Origin of the sequence: Haloactinospora alba (assembly GCF_006717075.1) — a bacterium.
Taxonomy (GTDB): domain Bacteria; phylum Actinomycetota; class Actinomycetes; order Streptosporangiales; family Streptosporangiaceae; genus Haloactinospora; species Haloactinospora alba.
The window spans coordinates 2,526,636-2,545,441 of the sequence record NZ_VFQC01000001.1; the positions used below are offsets into that span (position 1 = coordinate 2,526,636).

Below are 18,806 nucleotides of genomic sequence, written 5' to 3' on the forward strand. Positions count from 1 at the left end.
GGCGGGCGCCCGACGGCGCCGGGACCGCCGGACCCGTCAGGCGCTCTTCTCCCCGTGCCCCGGACCGAGCTGGGTACGCGGGACGATGGTCGGGTTCATGTGCTCCAGCACCGACTCCCGCGTGATGATCACCTGTCCGACGTCCTCCCGGCTGGGCACCTCGTACATCACCGAGAGCAGGATCTCCTCGATGATGGCGCGCAGCCCGCGCGCCCCCGTCCCCCGGACGATGCCCTGTTCGGCGATGGCGTCCAGCGCGTCGTCGCTGAACTCCAGCTGGACGTTGTCCAGTTCGAACAGCCGCTGGTACTGCTTGACCAGGGCATTGCGGGGCTCGGTCAGGATCTGGATCAGCGCGGCGCGGTCCAGGTTGTGCACGCTGGTGACGACGGGCAGCCGCCCCACGAACTCCGGTATCAGACCGAACTTCAACAGGTCCTGGGGCATGACCTCGGAAAGGTGGTTCGAGGACTCCTCGGAGTCCTTCGAGCGCAGCGCGGCGTTGAACCCCATACCCTGCTGACCCGACCGGGACTCCACGATCTGTTCCAGGCCCGCGAAGGCGCCGCCGCAGATGAACAGCACGTTCGTCGTGTCGATCTGGATGAACTCCTGGTGCGGGTGCTTGCGTCCACCCTGCGGAGGGACGCTCGCCGTGGTCCCCTCCATGATCTTCAGCAGGGCCTGCTGCACGCCCTCGCCGGAGACGTCGCGCGTGATCGAGGGGTTCTCGCTCTTGCGCGTGACCTTGTCGACCTCGTCGATGTAGATGATGCCGGTCTCGGCCTTCTTGACGTCGTAGTCAGCGGCCTGGATCAGCTTGAGCAGGATGTTCTCGACATCCTCGCCCACGTAGCCGGCTTCGGTGAGTGCGGTGGCATCGGCGATGGCGAAGGGAACGTTGAGGATCTTGGCCAGAGTCTGGGCGAGCAACGTCTTTCCCGAGCCGGTCGGCCCGAGCAACAGGATGTTGGACTTGGCGATCTCCACGTTCTCGTCGCGCTGACGCTCCCCCTCGGACTGGACCCTCTTGTAGTGGTTGTAGACCGCTACCGAGAGCGCCTTCTTCGCCTGCTCCTGGCCGATGACGTACGAGTCGAGGAACTCGTAGATCTCCCGCGGCTTGGGAAGACTGTCCCACTTGACCTCGGTGGTCTCCGTGAGTTCCTCTTCGATGATCTCGTTGCACAGGTCGATGCACTCGTCACAGATGTAGACACCGGGGCCGGCAATAAGCTTCTTCACCTGCTTCTGGCTCTTGCCGCAGAACGAGCACTTCAGCAGGTCTCCACCGTCGCCGATGCGTGCCACCCAGCTACTCCTTAAAACGTAGGCCACTCCGTTGTCGACCCCCACCGTGGTGGGAACGCTCGCGGCCGCGATGGACGGAGCGATCTGTGCGTCGTTCTTCCGAGCCTAAGCGACGAGGCGGGCCGGCTTCACCACACGGTTGTGAACGGCGTGTGATCCACCAACCCGCCTCAAACCCCGGAATCAGCAGATAAAACTCGCTTACTTCAAGGATTGCTTACGGTACGGAAGCACATAATCAGCGATTCCGTACTCAACGGTTTCCTCCGCGGTGAGGATCTTGTCCCGCTCGATATCCTGCGAGACCTTTTCCTTCGTCTGCCCGGTGTGCTTGGACAGCGTCGACTCGAGCTGCTCACGGATACGCATGATCTCGTTCGCGTGGATCTCGATGTCACTGGCCTGGCCGTACGAGCCCTCCGTGGCGGGCTGGTGGATCATCACCCGCGCGTTGGGCAGGCAGGCCCGCTTGCCCTTGGAGCCGCCCGCCAGCAGCACGGCGGCCGCCGAGGCGGCCTGGCCGACGCAGACCGTCTCGATCTCCGGTCGGATGTACTGCATCGTGTCGTAGATCGCCATCAGCGACGTGAACGAACCGCCGGGCGAGTTGATCATCACCTGGATGCTGCGGTCGGCGTCCAGCTGCTCCAGGGTGAAGAACTGCGAGATCAGGTCGTTGGCGGTGACGTCGTCGATCACCGACCCGACGAAGATGATCCGCTCCTCGAAGAGCTTGTTGTAGGGGTTCATCTCCTTGACGCCGTAGGAGGTGCGCTCCACGTACGACGGGAGGATGTAACGGCCCTGCGGGCTCATCGGCGCCATACCGCCGCCGTAGGGATTGGGGTTGTACTCGGTCATGTTCGGGCCTTCCACACTGCGCCTATCCGCACGGACGGGGGTCGTCGATCAGCTCGGTTCACCGGTCACGTCGAGGGTTCCCTCCAGCACCTCGTCGATGAAGCCGTAGTCCTTGGCTTCCTGCGCCATGAACCACCGGTCCCGGTCGGAGTCCTTCTCGATCTGTTCGACCGTCTGGCCCGTGTGCACCGAGATGCGCTCCAGGAACATCTTCTTTACGTAGAGGAGCTGGTCGGCCAGGATCCGGATGTCGGAGGCGGTACCTCCGATGCCACCCGTCGGCTGGTGCATCATGACGCGGGCGTTCGGCAGCGCGAAGCGCTTGCCCTGCGTACCCGCGCACAGCAGCATCTGCCCCATGGAGGCGGCGAGCCCCATGCCCACGGTGCGGATGTTGTTCGGGATGTACTGCATGACGTCGTAGATCGCCATGCCCGCGGTCACTGACCCGCCCGGCGAGTTGATGTAGAGGGTGATGTCCCGCTGCCGGTCCTCGGCGGACAGCAGCAGCAGTTCTCCCACGATGCGGTTGGCGATCTCGTCGTCCACCTGCTGGCCGAGGAAGATGATGCGCTGGCGCAGCAGGCGTTGAGACGTCTGCTCATACGCCGAGGGCATCGGCGGCTCGGCCGTACGGGCGTCGGTTCCCATGGACTCATTCGTAGTCGGCGGCACTCTCGTCACCTGCTCCGGGTTCGAAACGGTTGCGATGCTTGCGACACTAACGCCCGCAGCTGGGCCGGGCGCACGCTTCGCAGGGATGTTCGCTTTGAGCGCAGGTCCTGTACCTGCGGAATAGGCCCCGCAACACGACTACGGGCCCCGAACCGACTCTCCGGCCGGTTCGGGGCCCGTAGCGGCGTGTCCTGCGGGCGACTCAGGAAGCGGGTTCCTCGTCCTGGTCGCGCTGCTCCGCCGCGGGCTCGCTCGTGCCCTCGGAAGCGTTCTCGGACTCGGCGGCCTCCTCCTGCTCGCCGGTCTCCTCGGCGCTCTTCTGCTCGACCACGTTGCCCGACTCGTCGGTGATGACGGCCTTCTCCAGCACGAGGTCCATGGCCTTGGAACGCACGACCTCGGTGTAGACGACCTGGATCTGCTCGGACTGGACGAGGTGCTGGGCAAGCTGGTCGGGAGAGACGCCCATCCGCTGGGCCTGCTCCACGACGTACTGGCTGAGCTCGTTGTTGTCGGCCGAGAGCTCTTCCTGCATCGCGAGCTGGTCAAGGATGAAGCCGGCCTTCACCGCGGAGCGCGCACCCTTGGTGAGCTCCTCCTCGAACTCCTCCTCGGTCTGCTCCTGGGACTCGAGGTAGGCCTCCTTCGTCAGCCCGCTCTGCTCGAGCTGCTGTTCCAGGCTCTGCTGACGACGGCTGATCTCCTCGTCGACCGCCGAGTCCGGCAGGGACAGCTCGATCGAGTCGACCAGCTTCTCCAGCGCACGGTCCCGGCCCTGCGAAAGCTGCTGGAGACGCCGGGACTCCTCCAACCGGGACCGGGTGTCGGCCCGCAGCTCCTCGATCGTGTCGAACTCGCTCGCCATCTGGGCGAACTCGTCGTCCAGCGCGGGAAGCTCCTTGACCTTGACACTGTGCACCGTGACGGTGACGTCGGCCTCCTGGCCCTGGTACTCACCGCCGACGAGGGTGGTGGAGAAGGTGGCGCTCTCGCCCTCGGACATGCCCTCCAGCGTCTCGTCCAGGCCCTCCAGCACCGTGTTGGTGCCGACCTCGTAGGACAGGCCACTGGTCTGCACGTCCTCCAGCGGTTCGCCGTCCACCGCCGCGGACAGGTCGATGGAGGTGTGGTCGCCGCTCTGGACGGGCCGGTTCGCCCCCACCAGTGTGGAGAAACGCTCCCGCAGGTTGGCGATCTGGTCCTCGACCTGCTCGTCGGTGACCTCGGCATCGTCCACTGTGACCTCGAGGCCCTCGTAGCCGGTCACCTCGAACCTGGGACGGATGTCCACCTCGGCGGTGAACGCGAGCTCCTCGTTGTCCTCGAGCTTGGTGACCTCCACGTCGGGCTGTCCGAGCGTGTAGATCTCCTCTTGCTGCACGGCCTGGTTGTAGAGCTCAGGGACGGCGTGGTTCACCGCTTCGCTGATCACCGCCCCGCGCCCGACGTAGCGGTCGATCAGCCGAGCCGGCGCCTTACCGGGGCGGAAGCCCTTGATTCGGACCTGCTTGGCGAGCGACTTGTATGTCTCGTCGAAGGCGTGCTCGAGTTCCTCGAACGGAACCTCGATGGTCAGCTTGACCCGGGTCGGGCTGAGCTCCTCGACATCGGTCTTCACGGGGCGGTACTCCTAGATTTCCGGCTGTTTTCCGGGACGACCCGGTACAGAGGCACATTCACGGTAACGATACTCACAAGCACCGGCCGCAACGGACTGTGACACCGAGTGCGGAACCTGACGCACGGTGATCGTGGTCTTGTGCTGATCCTGCCAAGTCTAGGGCAGGTGCACCGGGGCTCGTGGCGACCGGGATGCTGGCCGACCTGCCACAAGCCATTTCGTCGGGGAGGCGGGACTCGAACCCGCGGCCTCATGCTCCCAAAGCATGCGCGCTGACCAAGCTGCGCTACTCCCCGTGGATTTCGCGAGATGCACCCGGGACGGTGCACAACTCACTCCGTGAAGACTGTAGTGTTGTCCCCGTCGGCACAGACGAGTCTAGAGGAAACTCAGACGGCTTCGTGCCACGCGGGCGTAGTTCAATGGCAGAACTCCAGCCTTCCAAGCTGGCCATGCGGGTTCGATTCCCGTCGCCCGCTCTACGGAGAAAATCCGTTTCCCCTGGACACACGCCAGGCCCGGCCTCTGCGGGGGAACACACACGTGGAGGGAGCCCGAAGGGTTCCGTGCCACGCGGGCGTAGTTCAATGGCAGAACTCCAGCCTTCCAAGCTGGCCATGCGGGTTCGATTCCCGTCGCCCGCTCTACGGAGAAAATCCGTTTCCCCTGGACACACGCCAGATCCGGCCTCTGCGGGGGAACACACACGCGCTCACGCGCGCGTGGGCCCGTCCCGGACAGGGGCGGAATCTCCCCTCGGCGAGTGCTGTGGGACCGGTCGGATACTGCCGGATATCTTGGCAGTGCGGGCCTTCGCCCCGCGGTGGTCCGCGACCCCGCATCCCTGTGTAAGGCTAAGGTCGATGACGAGTCCCGATCCGCTGGACATAACCACTCCCGCACTGGGTTTCCAGTGGCTTTTCCCACCGGAGTCACACGCGAGTCCGGCTGTCGCCACCGGCGTGTTCGACGTCCTGCACGTGGGCCATGTGCGTTTTCTCTCCGCCGTCCGCGAGGCTGGCCACCCCCTCGTCGTCGGTGTGGAGGACGACGAGCGTGTGACCGCGTGGAAGGGGGAGGGCCGGCCGGTCAATCCCGCCGCAGAACGCGCTGAGATGCTCAGTGCGCTTCGCTGCGTCGACGGGGTGTTGTGCATATCCGGCCCCGCTGACGTCGCCGACTGGAAAGCCTACACAGAGCTGTTGCGCCCACTGGCCCCCGCGGCTCTGGCGTTCACCGAGGGCGACCCGCACGCGGACGCCAAACGGCGCGGTGCCGAGGCGCTGCAGGCCGAGGTGTGGGAGTTCCCACTCACCCAGGGGCGTTCCACCACCGGGGCCCTGGGCAGGCTCACCCGTTCCTCCTGAGTCACGGATCCCGTCCGCCCCCGGCCGTCCCGGAACTGTCCGATTCGCACTCCGCGTCCGGGAACAACGGGAAGCGCCGGACGGCTGCCACTGTTACCCCTCCGATGCGGCGGTAACAGCCCAAGACGAAACGGAGAACGTTCCATGATGACCGGCGGGCCACCCGTGTACCGGGCTCTGGTCAACGACGGCAGCGCCAAGGGGGCGAGCCTCTCCCCCGGCATACTGCGCCGCATCAGCGGATACGCCCGACCCTACTGGCGGGCGATCGCGCTGTTCCTCCTGGCGACATCCGTCAGTTCCGCGATCGTCGTCGCCAGCCCCCTCCTGCTGAAGTCCATCATCGACCGCGGTGTCGCCCAGGAGAACACCACGCTGGTGACGTGGTTGGCGCTGGGGGTGGGAGTGCTCGCGCTCCTGGAGGCCGCGCTGGGCCTGACGAGCCGCTGGCTGTCGGCGCGCATCGGTGAGGGGGTCATCTACCTGCTGCGCACCGAGGTCTTCCGCCACGTGCAACGCATGCCGCTGGCGTTCTTCACCCGCACCCAGACCGGTTCGCTCACCAGCCGGCTGAACACCGACGTCGTCGGTGCGCAGCGAGCGGTCACCTCGGTACTGCAGTCGGTGGTCTCCAACGTCATCAGCGCCGTCGCCGTCATCATCACCATGCTGGCGCTGTCCTGGAAGATCACCCTGCTCGCGCTGCTGCTGATCCCGATCTTCATCCTCCCCGCCAAGCTCATCGGCCGTAAGGTCGCCAGGATCTCGCGTACCGGAATGAACATGGACGCCGAGATGAGCTCGCTCATGACCGAACGGTTCAACGTCGGCGGCGCGACGCTGGTGAAGCTCTACGGTCGCCCCGAGGAGGAGGCGCAGCGGTTCTCCGAACGCGCGGCCCGGGTGCGGGACATCGGTGTGGCGCAGGCGGTGTTCGGCGGTCTGCTGTTCACCCTCATCGGGCTCATCACCTCCCTGGCGACGGCCGTGGTCTACGGGGTCGGCGGCCATCTCGTCATCGGCGGGGCGTTCCAGCTCGGCACCCTGGTGGCGCTGACGACCCTGTTGGCGCGTCTCTACGGCCCGATCACCGCCCTGTCCAACGTGCACGTGGAGATCATGACCGCGCTGGTCAGCTTCGACCGGGTGTTCGAGGTCCTGGACCTCAAGCCGATGATCGAGGAGCGCCCCGACGCGCGGGACGTCCCCGAGGGGCCGCTGGGTGTGGAGTTCGACGGCGTCTCGTTCCGTTACCCCACCGCCGGTGAGTCCTCGCTGGCGTCGCTGGAGCTGACCCCGGACGCCGAGGGAACCGCGGACAGCGACGTCCTCCGCGGGATCTCGCTCACCGCCGCCCCCGGACAGCTCGTGGCGCTGGTGGGACCGTCCGGGGCGGGGAAGACGACCCTGACCCACCTCGTGTCGCGGCTGTACGACCCGACCGAGGGAACGGTGCGTATCGGCGGGTTGGACCTACGGGAGGCCCGGACGCAGTCGTTGCGCGACACGGTCGGGGTCGTCACCCAGGACCCGCACCTGTTCCACGACACCGTGGGCGAGAACCTCCGCTACGCCCGCCCCGAAGCCACGGACGCCGAACTGCTCGAGGCCATGCGGGCCGCCCAGCTCGAACCGCTCCTGGAAAGCCTGCCGGACGGGTTACAGACGATGGTGGGAGACCGCGGCTACCGGTTGTCCGGCGGGGAAAAGCAACGGCTCGCGATCGCCCGGCTGCTGCTGAAGTCCCCCTCGGTGGTGGTTCTGGACGAGGCCACCGCGCACCTGGACTCGGAGTCCGAGGCGGCCGTACAGGAGGCGCTGCGCACCGCGCTCAGCGGACGGACCTCGCTGGTGATCGCCCACCGGTTGGCGACCGTGCGCGAGGCCGACCGGATCCTCGTGCTGGAGGAGGGGCGCATCGTGGAACGCGGCACCCACGAGGAGCTGTTGGGGCAGGGCGGCCTGTACACGGCCCTGTACCGCACACAGTTCGCCGCCCAGGAGGAGCCCAGCGCCTGAGGCTCACGCAGAACAGAAACTTGCAGTGGACGCAAATATTCTCCTTGCGCATTTTTTCATGAACTGCAACAATAATGCGGGAGGTGAGATCGTTGGGTCTTCGGGAGCGCAAGAAGCTCGCCACACGCAAGACGCTGCAGCGCGAGACCGTGCGGCTCGTGGTCGAGCACGGACTCGACCACGTGACGGTCGAGGACGTCGCCGCCGCCGCCGACGTATCCGAGCGGACCTTCTTCAACTACTTCTCCTCCAAGGAGGAGGCCCTCGTCGGCGACGGACCCCCTCGCCCCCTGGAGGAGGCACGGGAGACCTTCGTGGGGGGCGGCCCGACCGGTGAACTCACCGAGGACCTCAAACGGCTCCTCATCTCGCCTCTGGAGGACGAGTCCGACATCGGCCCGTTCTTCGAGGACCTACGGCTGCGCATGCGGCTCATCGAGTTGGAACCGCAGCTGGTACCGAAGCTCAAGGCCGCCTTCGCCGCGGGAGAGCAGGAAATCTCGGAGACGCTCGCCGAGCGCCTCGGGGACGACCCGGGTGACATCCGGCCGCAGATCCTGGCGGAAGTGGGGATGACCGCGATGCGCTTCTCCATCCGCCGCTTCGGCGGGCCAACGCCCGAAACGCCAGTGAGCGTCCAGCAGATCCACGCGACGTTCGACCACGCCTTCGCGGTGCTGCGCTCCGCTTTCGGACCGCAGCACTGACGGGGCGCCACCCCGCGCCGCGTCGCCCCGCAGAGATGGTGCCGCCATCCCCCGCAACCGTACGGCACCACGCAAGCACGCACCGAACACGCAGCTCCGCGTCCGCACCGCGCGGAAAGCGGAAAACGGGAAGTGAGCATTCCGCTATGGCATCCACCCACACCGACGCCGAGTTACCCGACCCGCCGCCCGCGCAGGAGCAGCCGTCCGGTCCGCTGACCCGCAGGCAGGTCAACTGGGTGTTCCTCGGCGTCATGCTGACCATGCTGCTCGGGGCGCTGGACCAGACCATCGTCTCCACCGCCCTGCCCACGATCGTCGGCGAGCTCAACGGCCTGGAGAACCTCTCCTGGGTCGTCACCGCCTACATACTCGCCGCGACCGTGGGCATGCCGATCTACGGGAAGGCCGGCGACCTTTTCGGCCGTAAGGTCGTGTTCCAGTTCTCCATCGTCGTTTTCCTGATCGGTTCCATACTGTCCGGAATCGCCCAGGACATGCCCCAGCTCATCGGTTTCCGGGCCTTGCAGGGCATAGGCGGCGGAGGGCTCATGATCGGGGCCCAGGCGATCATCGGCGAGGTCGTCTCCGCTCGCGAACGCGGCAAGTACATGGGCTTCATGGGGGCCGTGTTCGGCATCGCCTCCGTGGCCGGCCCTCTCCTCGGCGGCCTGTTCACCGACCACCTGAACTGGCGCTGGATCTTCTACATCAACCTTCCCCTGGGTGCTCTGGCCCTCACCGTCACGGCGCTCGTCCTCAAACTGCCGAAACCCGCCAACAACAAACCCAAACTGGACTATCTCGGGACGCTGCTCCTCGCCACCGCCAGCGTCTGCATCGTCCTGTTCACGAGTTGGGGCGGCGGCGAGTACGCCTGGGACAGCCCGGTCATCATCGGGCTCGGGGCCGGTGTGCTGGTGGCCGGCGCGCTGTTCGTCCTGGCCGAGTCCCGTGCGCAGGACCCCATCATCCCGCTGCGCCTCTTCCGTGACCGCGACTTCGTGCTGACCTCCCTCATCGGGGTCACCATCGGAATCGCGATGTTCTCCACGGTCGCCTACCTGCCCACGTTCCTGCAGATGGTGAACGGCGTCAGCGCCACCGAGTCGGGGCTCAGGATGCTTCCCATGGTCGCCGGCATGCTCACCGCCACCGTCACCACCGGCCGAATCATCGCCGCCACCGGCCGGTACAAGATATGGCCGATCCTGGGAACCGGCACCGTGATGGTGGGACTGACGCTGCTCTCCCTGATGGACGCCGAGTCCTCCTACGCCTACAACGCCAGCGGGATGCTGGTGCTCGGCCTGGGGGTCGGCATGGTCATGCAGAACCTGGTGCTGATCGTGCAGAACACGGCACCGTACCGGGACCTGGGCACCGCCACCTCGGCCAACAACTACTTCCGGCAGATCGGGGCGTCGTTCGGTATCTCGGTGTTCGGTTCGATATTCGTGTCCCGGTTGAACGACGAGATGTCCCAGCTCCCGCCGGAGATGGCCGGACGGCTGGACGTCCAGGGGGGCGAGGCCGGCATCAGCTCGATGACGCCGGACATGCTGCGGGCCTTCCCCGAACCGGTGCGCGACTTCATCGTGCACGCCTTCGCCGGCGCGCTACCGCCGGTTTTCCGCTACGCGGTGCCGATCGTCCTCGTCGGTTTCGTCCTCTCCTTCTTCCTCCGGGAGAAACCCCTGTCGACCAGCGTCGGCGCGACGGAAGGCTCCCGGGACGCGGACGGGGAGACCGCGGAGCACCCGGCCCCCGTCACGGCGAACGACTGACGCACGCGAGCGCTGTGCGCGGTGGGGCGGCCACCGCACACAGCCGGCACCGACGGACCCGCTCCCGGGATAGGATGCTGTTTCACTCGCCACCCGAGCCGTCCGGGAGGAAGTCCTTGAGCGCACACGGCACCGACCAGGGTTCCCCCGTCATCGAGGCCGCGGACGTGGACCTCGTCCGCTCCGGAAAGCGGATCCTGGACACGGTGAACGTCGCCGTACGCCCCGGCGAGCACTGGGCACTGCTGGGACCCAACGGAGCGGGGAAGAGCACCCTGCTCGGCCTGCTGGGCGCGCAGCAGCACCCCACCCGGGGTTCCGTCACCGTGCTGGGCCACCGGTTGGGGCGCGTGGACGTGCGCGAGCTGCGCGGCCACATCGGCCACGTGACACCCCACCACGACCTCCGTTCCCCCCTGAGCGGGAGGAACGTGGTCCTGACCGGGGCGAGTGGCAGCATCGAGCTTCCGCCGCGCTGGTCCCCGACGCCCGAACAGGAGCGGCGGGCCGACAGCCTCATGGAGTCGCTCGGGATCGCCTCCCTGCGGGAGGCCCCCTGGACGACGCTCTCGCACGGGGAACGCGGTCGGGTGCTCATCGCGCGGGCGCTCATGCCCACTCCCCGGCTACTGCTGTTGGACGAGCCGGCCGCCGGCCTGGACGTCGCCGCCCGGGAGCAACTGCTCTCCAGCCTCGACCGGCTCACCCACGAGCGCCCCGAGCTGGCGACCGTTCTGGTGACCCACCACCTCGAGGAGCTGCCCGCCAGTACCACCCACGCGGCGCTGCTGCGCGGCGGGCAGGTCGTGGCCGCCGGGGAGAGCGGTGACGTCCTCACGTCGAAGCTGGTGACGACCTGCTTCGACCATCCGATCGCGATCGAACACCGCGACGGCCGGTGGAACGCCCGCGCCGGCACGGCCGGTCCGCGCTAGGTGCTGTTCTCGAGCGCTGTTCGTCGCGAGCGGCGTCTCCGGTGCCGCCCGGCACGGGCCCGAGGCGGGATGCGGAGCGGAGCCTCTGTCGACCGACGAGAACGCCGCCGGGCGGTGCGCCGGGGCGACGCACAGCAGGACAAGCGTCCGGGAAACAGGCCCTAGGACCGCCCGCCGGACCCCTGGCTGTCCCCGCCCTCGTCGTCCTGCTTGGGCAGGTAGCCTTCCGCGGTTCTCTTCGCCTTGTCGATCTTGTCGTCGTACTTGCCGCCGGTTTTCTGCTTGGCGGTCTCCGCGGCCTTGCGCACGCCCTCGGCGATCCTGTTGCTGTTCTCGCTCGCCGCCTGCTTGGCCTTGTCGAACAACCTAGCCATGGCCGTTTCCTTTCGACGCAGCGGTTGTTCAGCTCTCACCCGGGACCGTACCCCGTACTCTCGGCCTCAAATACCGAGGATGACCCGGGCGATGGAGAAGTAGATCAGCAAGCCGGTCGCGTCGACCAGCGTCGACACCAGGGGGGCGGAGACGACAGCCGGGTCCACCCCCACCCTGCGGGCCAGTAGCGGCATGGTGCTGCCGATCACGGCCGCCCACGTGCAGATCGCGATCACCGTGACCCCCACGACGACGGCGATGTCGGACCCCACGAGCGCGGTGCCGATGACGAGGGCGATACAGGCGAGCATGATGCCCAGTACGAAGCCGACCCGGCACTCCTTCCACGCCACACCGGGGAGATCCCGGATACGGACCTCACCGACGGCCAGCGCCCGCACCACGGCCGTGGCGGACTGCGAGCCCACGTTCCCCCCGGTGCCGGTCAGCATCGGGACGAACATGGCCAGGGCCGTGACCTCCTCCAGCGTCGACTCGAACGCCTGCATGACGTTGACCGTGAGGGTGGCTGCCACGATCAGCAGCAGCAGCCACACGGAGCGGGCCCGCGCCAACCGGATGATGCTCGCGGCGACGTAGTTCCCCGCGACCGGGCTGGCACCGGACTGGCGGGCGATGTCCTCCGAGTCGGCCGCCTCGATCAGTTCCAGGGCGTCGTCGAACGTCAGCATGCCCACGAGCCGCTCTTCGGAGTCCACGACCGGCAGGGCGATGAGGTTGGCCTGCTGCATCAGGCGGGCGGCGTCCTCCGCGGGATCGGTCGCGCTCACCCGCGGCACCAGGATGTCCACCAGATCCTTGATCAGGACGCTGTCGTCGCTGACCACGAGCTCACTGAGCTCGACCGTCCCGGCGAGTCGGCGCCCGTCGTCGACGACGGGGAGGATGTACACCGTCTCGGTGTCGGCTCCCTTGGCCCGTACGACCTCCAGGGCGCGGCCGACGGTGATGTCGCGGTGCAGGATGACCGTTTCCGGGGTCATGTACCGGCCGACCGAGCCCTCGGGGTAACCGAGCAGCGCTGCGGTCATCTTGCGCTGGCTGGGGCTCAGGCCGGCGAGCGCGCGGGTGGCGACCTTGGCCGGGACCTCGCCGATGAGGCGGGCGCGGTCGTCCGGGTCCATCTCCTCCAGCAGCTCGTGGAAGGCCGTGTCGCGCAGCCCCAACAGGATCTCCTGCTGGTGGACCGGGTCGAGCTCCTCGAAAACCTCCAGCTCGCGGTCCTTGTCCAACAGCCGGAACGGGATGATCGCCAGGTGGCTGTCCATGCGTTCCAGCTCGTCGGCGATCTCGTAGGGGGGATGTTCGGCGAGCCAAAGCCGGATTCCGGTCAGGTCGTTGGTTTCGACCAGCTCGGTCAGTTCCGCACTGGACCCGTCGTTGGTCAAGCTGAGCACCCCCTCGTCATCCCGCGCCCGCGGCTTTCCGCCGGACCGTTCCGTTGGACCGGACCCCCGCGACCCGCAGCGAACCCGTTCGGTGGCCGGAACGCGACACACGGCGCACGGAAAGCAACCACGTGATCGCGCACACCAGAGGGGGACGGGTACGCCGGCACCACGGCCCCGCCCGGAAGCGTGTCACCACGCACAGGGCGACGGCAGGATGCCACTCGGCGGCCCGGGGATCACCCTGACACTACCCGCCATCGCCGCGGATGCCGCCATCCGCCGGGGATCAGGAGCGCCAGATGACGACGAGAGCGGTGTCGTCATTCTTCCCCCTGCTCAACGTGTCCACCATCTGGGAGGCGCCCTCCGCGAACCCGGCGGCGGGCAACCTCCCGGCGGTGACGAGGAGCCGTTCCACCCCGGCGTCCATGTCCTCGCCCGGTGTCTCGATGAGCCCGTCGGTGTAGAGCATGATCGCGTCACCGCGACGCAGACGCCCGCTGACCGGAGCGTAGGTCATGTCGGGAAGGATGCCCAGCACCACGCCCTTGGCGTCGGCCGTGCTCCAGGTGGCCGTCCGGCTGTCGAACTGTACGGCGGGGGGATGGCCGGCCGAGGTCAGCAGGTACTCGCCGGTGTCCAGGTCGATACTGAGGTGCACGGCGGTGACGAACCCCTCCCCGAGGGCGGTACGCAGCAGGTACTCGTTGCAGTGCGCGAGGAAGTCCCCACTGGGGACCGAACCGATGAGCCCCCCGAAGGCCCCGGACACCAGCAGGGCGCGCGTTCCCGCGTCCACGCCCTTCCCGGAGACGTCCACCACCGCCAGTTCCAGGCGGTTCCCGCGACGGGTGGAGACGAGGAAGTCCCCGCCGAAGGACGACCCGCCCGCCTGCCGCAGCACCGTCTGGCTTCCCCACCCCTCGGGGAGCTCGGGAAGCTTCCCCTGGGAAAACAGCCGGTCGCGGAGTTCGAGCAGCATCCGCTCCCCGCTGAGCCCCTGGACGCCGAGCCGTTCCCGAACGCCGGAAAGCAGGTAGGCCAACACGGCGGTGACACCGATCGTCACCAGCAGGCCGGGGCCGACCCGGCCCACGTCCAGGGCGAAGGCGGTGAACAGCAGCACCGCTGCGACGACGGCGAGCAGGAACGCCAGGCTCTTGCGTTTCAGCAGCAGGCCCCCGGCCAGCACGTTGAGGATGACGGCGCTGGGCGGGAACCATCCGGTGGGCCCCCACACCGCGCCGGCACCGATGGCCACGGCCAACATCACCAGCGTGATGAGTACCAGCCGGTAGCGGAACAGCACTTTACGCTTCAGCGCCGCGGTGACGCGTTGTCCCAGGGACCGCGTTCGGCGCAGGAGTCTGGCGGCAGGGGAGGCGTTCATGTTGCCAGAACTGTAGCGCCCACCCCGGCGGTGGGCACGCGGATGTGCCACAACCAGCGGGTATGCGGCCGACCGATATTCCGGGTCGGCGCCGCCCACGGGGAACGCCGCGACACCTCTCCCCCATCGGAACGCGGCTCCCGCTTCCGCCTCCCGGCCGCGCACCCAGCGAACCTGACGCGTCCCCGCGCTGCGGGCGAAAATCCAGTGGCGCGGCGGAACAGCTGCTGCTAGGTACGCAACCATGACTTTTTCGCACGCTCCACAAGAACCGGTCACCACGACCGCCCCGGATTCGTGGACGGTCCGGACGATCGACGAGGCGGAGATCCCGGCGTTCCGCCAGGTGGCGAGCGAGGCCCTGAACATCCCGCTCGCCCGCCAGCGGATCCCCCTGAGCCAGGAACTGATCGACTCCGGCCGCGCCCTCGCTGCCGACCTCGACGGCCACATCGTCGGCACCACGGTCGCGCACCCGTTCACCATGACACTGCCGGGCGGCCCCCGGCCGGTGGCGGGCGTCTCCGCCGTGGGCGTCTCCCCCACCCACCGCCGCCGGGGAGCTCTCAGCGCCCTCATGCGCCGCCAGCTCGCCGACCTCCGGTCGGGGAACGAGGCGGTCGCGGCGCTGTTCGCCAGCGAGGGCGGGATATACCGGAGGTTCGGCTACGGTCCGGCCTCGCGGGCGGGGCGAGTCGTCGTCCGTGTCCGCGAGGCCGCGTTGCGCCGGGACGTGCCGCGCGACCCCGGTCTGCGGATCCGGCTGTGCGACCCCGAGGACGTCCGCGAGCAACTGGGGAGTGTGCACCGGGCGGCGGCGCTGGAACGGGTGGGCGAGTTCCAGCGCGACGGTCACTGGTGGGACAAGGTGCTGTCCGACTCCCAGGACCAGCAGGACGGTTGCACCGGTCTGAGGTGCGCGCTCGTCGAGGGGGACCAGGGGCCGCAGGGCTACGCGCTGTACCGGGTGAAGCAGCAGTGGGACGAACACTGGGTGGCCGACTCCCGCCTGTGGCTACGCGAGGTGTACGCCACCACCCCGGCCGCACGGGCCCTCCTGTGGGAGCACGTGCTCACGCGTGACCTGGTCTCCACGGTCACGGCCGACTCCCTCGCGCGCGACGACGCGCTGTACTGGCTGCTCTCCGACCCGCACCAGGCGCGGACGACGGTCAGCCACGGCCTGTGGGTCCGGTTGGTGGACGTGCGACGCGCGCTGGAGCAGCGCTCCTACGCCGCGCCGGTCGACATGACCCTGGAGGTCACCGACGCCACCTGTCCGGAGAACGCAGGGCGCTGGCACCTGTCAGCCGGTCCGGATGGGGCGCACTGCGCCAGCACCGACCGCGGTGCGGACCTGAGCGTGGACGTCGCCGAACTCGGCGCGGCCTACCTGGGCGACGTCCGGCTGGGTTCCCACCGGGCGGCCGGTCTGCTCACCGAGCACACCGATGGCGCCGTGGAACGGCTGGACACCGCGCTGTCCCGCTCCGCCGACGCGCACTGCAGGCTGGTCTTCTGACCCCGGGCCGGAACAACCGGCACGGGTTCTCCGGCTGGACACGTCTTTTCACCGGGCGCGCGGCGTATTATCGTCATGCCAGGCGTGGAAGGTGTGACCGTTGTCACTCGGCGCACCGGACACGCGCGACCCGGCCCGGTCGCGGACAACCGCGAGCGCGGCGGTTCCACGCGTCAGCAGGGCAGCGTCGCGGATCACCGAGCCAGGTGCGCCCCCGCAGTGCCCGACCGGGCCGGACCTCGCAACACGGGCTTCAGGGCAGGGGCGGAAGCTCGCCCGTGCGCTCGTAGTCGTTGAGCATCTCGATCCGCCGGGTGTGCCGCTTCTCACCGCTGTAGGGAGTGGACAGGAACACCTCGGCGAAACGCAGCGACTCCTCCGTGCTGTGCATCCGGCCACCGATGCTGAGCACGTTGGCGTCATTGTGCTCACGGGCCAGACGCGCCGTCTCCTCGCTCCACGCCAGAGCGGCACGGACACCCGCCACTTTGTTCGCCGCCATCTGCTCACCGTTACCGGAGCCGCCGATGACGATCCCCAGGGAACCGGGGTCGGCGACGACGCCCTCCGCGGCGCGCAGGACGAACGGCGGGTAGTCGTCCTCCCCGTCGTAAACGGCGGGGCCGATGTCGACGACCTCGTGGTCGGAGTCGGCGAGGTGGGAGGCCAGGCGCTGTTTCAGTTCGTAACCGGCATGGTCGGATCCAAGGTATACACGCACGGGAACAGTGTGGCAGGTCGGCGGGGGTGCCCGCGCACCGCCCGACGCCCGCTCCGGACGCTACGGCCCGGAACGAGCGCGACGGTTCACACGCTGAGGATCATCGACTCCCCGGTAGCGGCGGAAACGATACTCAGCCCCAGAGCCGCGAAAGCCAGCAGCGACACCAGCGCGATGACGTTCGTCAGCACGATCGCCTTCACGTCACGACCCAGCGGGCTGGCCTTCGACTCCGTTGCTTTGCTCATACCGCACCTCGAATGCTGGTTCTCCGGACATTCCCGACAAGAAATTCTGCCATGGCCACCACGGTGAACCGACCCCGCCCGAGGGTCGCCCCGGTCCGGGATGACCTGGCGGGACACGTCCGGAAAAACCGCTAGAGCTGGATGCCCTTGAGCTCGCAGAACTCGTCCAGGCCGAAGACACCCCACTCGCGCCCGACCCCGGACTGCTTGTACCCGCCGAACGGGATGCGCGGGTTGAAGTCGCCCCCGTTCACCTCGACCTGGCCGGCGCGCAGTTTGCGGGCCACCTCCAGCCCGCGCTCCCGGTCCTCGGCCCACACTGACGCGGCGAGCCCGTAGGCCGTGTCGTTGGCGATCTCGACGGCCTCCTCCTCGGTGTCGTAGGGAATCAGGACCAGGACCGGCCCGAAGATCTCCTCCCGGGCGATACGCATGTCGTTGCTGACGTCAGCGAAGACCGTCGGCCGGACGTAGTAGCCGCTCTTGCTGCCCTCCGGGGGCTCCGCGCCGCCGGTGACCAGACGGGCGCCCTCCCCCACGCCGGTGGCGATGTAGTCCCGGACCCGGTCGAGCTGGGGCTGGGAGATCAACGGGCCCATCCGGGTGCCCTCGGCGAAGGGGTCTCCGGGAGCGTGCTTCTCCGCGGCCGCCACGGCCTTGTCCACCACCTCGTCGTAGCGGGAGCGGGGGACGATCATCCTGGTGAGCGCGTTGCAACTCTGGCCCGTGTTGTGCATCACGTTGGCTACGCCCCGGGAGACGGCCTGGTCGATGTCGGCCTCCGGGAGGATCACATTGGGGGACTTCCCGCCGAGTTCCAGCGCGACCTTCTTCACGGTCTCCGACGCGACCTCGCTGACACGTTTCCCGGCCCTGCCGGAACCCGTGAAGGAGACCATGGCGATGTCGGGATGGGCGGCGATCGCCTCGCCGACCTCCGGACCGGTCCCCGAGACCATGTTGAACACTCCCGCCGGGAGTCCGGCCTCGTGCAGGATCTCCGCCAGCAGGTAGCCGCCGAACGGTGCGACCTCGGTGGGTTTGAGCACGACCGTGTTCCCGGCCGCCAGCGCGGGGATGACCTTGAGCACGATCTGGTGCAGGGGGTAGTTCCACGGCGTGATGGCGCCGACGACACCGAACGGTTCGCGTACCACCAGGGAGCTGCCGACCTGCTCACCCTCGAAGTACCGCTCGCCGACCTCCTCCAGGACCTCGAGGAAGGTGCGGAACATGAGCAGCGGCACTCCGGTCTGCACCTGTTTGGCGAACTTCAGCGGGGCGCCCATGTCGGTCGCCAGGGTGGAGGCGACCTCCTCGGAGCGGTTGTGGAACACCTCCAACGCGCGGGACAGGTAAGCGCCGCGCTGCGCCGCGGTCAGCGCCGACCAGGCGGGGAAGGCGGCCTTGGCGGCAGCGACGGCCCGGTCGACGTCCTCCCGCCCACCGGCCGGAACGGAGTCGATGGTTTCCTCGGTCGCCGGATTGATGACGTCGATGCTCTCGGCCGCGGTGGAGTCGGCCCATGTGCCGTTGAGATATAGGGAACGCATGCGTCCCATTTTCCCAGAACGGTGTTCGGTTACGCGCGTCCGCCGCCCCTCTCCCCTCGCCGGAGAGCAACCGACCTCGGACACACGAGCGGCGGGCCCGGCCAAGGGTCCGGACCCGCCGCCACTGCCTCGTCAGGTCCTCAGCCCCAGTGCGGCGGACGGTCCCTGAGAAGACGGTCGATCTCGTTGTCGGCCACGGACTCTCCCCACCCCTCGGCACGCTCGTCCCGGGTGACGTCGGGAAGGATCTCCAGGTCGTCGTCGGACAGGTCGACTGTCCGCTCACCATCCGGTGCGCTCAT

General features: G+C 68.1%; 17 protein-coding genes and 3 tRNA genes. 8 read left to right on the top strand and 12 right to left on the bottom strand.

All coding sequences use genetic code 11. From position 1 onward, the window contains the following. Positions 1–36 precede the first annotated feature (36 nt). The 5 genes from clpX to FHX37_RS11375 all read right to left on the bottom strand — a co-directional run bounded on the left by clpX (position 37) and on the right by FHX37_RS11375 (position 4,764). Positions 37–1,311 (bottom strand): ATP-dependent Clp protease ATP-binding subunit ClpX, encoded by a 1,275-nt coding sequence (gene clpX / locus FHX37_RS11355; protein ID WP_141923875.1) that lies wholly within the window; start codon positions 1,309–1,311, stop codon positions 37–39. A gap of 201 nt (positions 1,312–1,512) precedes the next feature. Further along, positions 1,513–2,172 (bottom strand): ATP-dependent Clp protease proteolytic subunit, encoded by a 660-nt coding sequence (locus tag FHX37_RS11360; RefSeq protein ID WP_141923876.1) that lies wholly within the window; start codon positions 2,170–2,172, stop codon positions 1,513–1,515. 48 nt (positions 2,173–2,220) lie between these two features. Next, a complete protein-coding gene (locus FHX37_RS11365) occupies positions 2,221–2,790 on the bottom strand; it encodes an ATP-dependent Clp protease proteolytic subunit (RefSeq protein WP_141925198.1) in 570 nt (189 codons plus the stop codon). Between the two features lie 259 nt (positions 2,791–3,049). After that, positions 3,050–4,465 carry a trigger factor gene (gene tig / locus FHX37_RS11370; protein ID WP_141923877.1) on the bottom strand — a complete coding sequence of 472 codons (1,416 nt, stop codon included), beginning with the start codon at positions 4,463–4,465 and terminating at the stop codon, positions 3,050–3,052. Positions 4,466–4,689: 224 nt separating this feature from the next. Beyond that, a tRNA-Pro gene (locus FHX37_RS11375) sits at positions 4,690–4,764 on the bottom strand. A 112-nt stretch (positions 4,765–4,876) separates the two neighbouring features. Between FHX37_RS11375 and FHX37_RS11380 the strand changes: the two genes are divergently transcribed. The 7 genes from FHX37_RS11380 (at position 4,877) to FHX37_RS11410 (ending at position 11,283) form a co-directional block, all read left to right on the top strand. Continuing rightward, positions 4,877–4,947: transfer RNA gene (locus tag FHX37_RS11380), tRNA-Gly, on the top strand. A 94-nt stretch (positions 4,948–5,041) separates the two neighbouring features. Further along, a tRNA-Gly gene (locus FHX37_RS11385) sits at positions 5,042–5,112 on the top strand. A 219-nt stretch (positions 5,113–5,331) separates the two neighbouring features. Continuing rightward, entirely contained in the window at positions 5,332–5,835 is a 504-nt protein-coding gene (locus FHX37_RS11390) for an adenylyltransferase/cytidyltransferase family protein (protein ID WP_141923878.1), read from the top strand. Between the two features lie 147 nt (positions 5,836–5,982). Continuing rightward, positions 5,983–7,854, top strand: a complete 1,872-nt coding sequence (locus tag FHX37_RS11395) for an ABC transporter ATP-binding protein (protein ID WP_141925199.1) — start codon at positions 5,983–5,985, stop codon at positions 7,852–7,854. 83 nt (positions 7,855–7,937) lie between these two features. Continuing rightward, entirely contained in the window at positions 7,938–8,561 is a 624-nt protein-coding gene (locus FHX37_RS11400) for a TetR/AcrR family transcriptional regulator (RefSeq protein WP_246062247.1), read from the top strand. A gap of 146 nt (positions 8,562–8,707) precedes the next feature. After that, on the top strand, positions 8,708–10,348 hold the full coding sequence (locus FHX37_RS11405; RefSeq protein ID WP_141923879.1) for an MDR family MFS transporter: 1,641 nt from the start codon (positions 8,708–8,710) through the stop codon (positions 10,346–10,348). Positions 10,349–10,464: 116 nt separating this feature from the next. Beyond that, positions 10,465–11,283, top strand: coding sequence for an ABC transporter ATP-binding protein (locus tag FHX37_RS11410; RefSeq protein ID WP_246062248.1), 819 nt, complete (start codon positions 10,465–10,467; stop codon positions 11,281–11,283). 161 nt (positions 11,284–11,444) lie between these two features. On the opposite strand, the gene FHX37_RS11415 is transcribed toward FHX37_RS11410, so the two are convergent. The 3 genes from FHX37_RS11415 to FHX37_RS11425 all read right to left on the bottom strand — a co-directional run bounded on the left by FHX37_RS11415 (position 11,445) and on the right by FHX37_RS11425 (position 14,460). Next, entirely contained in the window at positions 11,445–11,657 is a 213-nt protein-coding gene (locus FHX37_RS11415) for an antitoxin (protein ID WP_141923881.1), read from the bottom strand. A gap of 66 nt (positions 11,658–11,723) precedes the next feature. Further along, on the bottom strand, positions 11,724–13,067 hold the full coding sequence (mgtE, locus tag FHX37_RS11420) for a magnesium transporter (RefSeq protein ID WP_394344492.1): 1,344 nt from the start codon (positions 13,065–13,067) through the stop codon (positions 11,724–11,726). Positions 13,068–13,356: 289 nt separating this feature from the next. After that, positions 13,357–14,460 (bottom strand): PP2C family protein-serine/threonine phosphatase, encoded by a 1,104-nt coding sequence (locus FHX37_RS11425; RefSeq protein ID WP_141923883.1) that lies wholly within the window; start codon positions 14,458–14,460, stop codon positions 13,357–13,359. A gap of 244 nt (positions 14,461–14,704) precedes the next feature. Between FHX37_RS11425 and FHX37_RS11430 the strand changes: the two genes are divergently transcribed. Continuing rightward, complete coding sequence (locus FHX37_RS11430) at positions 14,705–15,982, top strand: GNAT family N-acetyltransferase (RefSeq protein WP_141923884.1); 1,278 nt, start codon at positions 14,705–14,707, stop codon at positions 15,980–15,982. A gap of 253 nt (positions 15,983–16,235) precedes the next feature. Here the strand turns inward: FHX37_RS11430 and FHX37_RS11435 are convergent, their stop codons facing one another. The 4 genes from FHX37_RS11435 to FHX37_RS22850 form a co-directional block, all read right to left on the bottom strand. Beyond that, complete coding sequence (locus FHX37_RS11435; RefSeq protein ID WP_141923885.1) at positions 16,236–16,703, bottom strand: ribose-5-phosphate isomerase; 468 nt, start codon at positions 16,701–16,703, stop codon at positions 16,236–16,238. A gap of 86 nt (positions 16,704–16,789) precedes the next feature. Further along, positions 16,790–16,951 (bottom strand): hypothetical protein, encoded by a 162-nt coding sequence (locus FHX37_RS22845; protein WP_170181559.1) that lies wholly within the window; start codon positions 16,949–16,951, stop codon positions 16,790–16,792. A gap of 131 nt (positions 16,952–17,082) precedes the next feature. After that, positions 17,083–18,504 carry an aldehyde dehydrogenase family protein gene (locus tag FHX37_RS11440; RefSeq protein ID WP_141923886.1) on the bottom strand — a complete coding sequence of 474 codons (1,422 nt, stop codon included), beginning with the start codon at positions 18,502–18,504 and terminating at the stop codon, positions 17,083–17,085. Positions 18,505–18,644: 140 nt separating this feature from the next. Further along, a complete protein-coding gene (locus FHX37_RS22850; RefSeq protein WP_170181560.1) occupies positions 18,645–18,806 on the bottom strand; it encodes a hypothetical protein in 162 nt (53 codons plus the stop codon).

Bases quoted from the DNA above. Each gene is read 5' to 3' on its own strand.
- FHX37_RS11430 (WP_141923884.1), top strand. From the start codon at position 14,705: ATGACTTTTTCGCACGCTCCACAAGAACCGGTCACCACGACCGCCCCG.
- FHX37_RS11405 (WP_141923879.1), top strand. From the start codon at position 8,708: ATGGCATCCACCCACACCGACGCCGAGTTACCCGACCCGCCGCCCGCG.
- FHX37_RS11395 (WP_141925199.1), top strand. From the start codon at position 5,983: ATGACCGGCGGGCCACCCGTGTACCGGGCTCTGGTCAACGACGGCAGC.
- FHX37_RS22850 (WP_170181560.1), bottom strand. From the start codon at position 18,806: ATGAGCGCACCGGATGGTGAGCGGACAGTCGACCTGTCCGACGACGAC.
- FHX37_RS11415 (WP_141923881.1), bottom strand. From the start codon at position 11,657: ATGGCTAGGTTGTTCGACAAGGCCAAGCAGGCGGCGAGCGAGAACAGC.
- FHX37_RS11425 (WP_141923883.1), bottom strand. From the start codon at position 14,460: ATGAACGCCTCCCCTGCCGCCAGACTCCTGCGCCGAACGCGGTCCCTG.
- FHX37_RS11365 (WP_141925198.1), bottom strand. From the start codon at position 2,790: ATGCCCTCGGCGTATGAGCAGACGTCTCAACGCCTGCTGCGCCAGCGC.
- FHX37_RS11440 (WP_141923886.1), bottom strand. From the start codon at position 18,504: ATGCGTTCCCTATATCTCAACGGCACATGGGCCGACTCCACCGCGGCC.
- FHX37_RS22845 (WP_170181559.1), bottom strand. From the start codon at position 16,951: ATGAGCAAAGCAACGGAGTCGAAGGCCAGCCCGCTGGGTCGTGACGTG.
- FHX37_RS11360 (WP_141923876.1), bottom strand. From the start codon at position 2,172: ATGACCGAGTACAACCCCAATCCCTACGGCGGCGGTATGGCGCCGATG.
- FHX37_RS11390 (WP_141923878.1), top strand. From the start codon at position 5,332: ATGACGAGTCCCGATCCGCTGGACATAACCACTCCCGCACTGGGTTTC.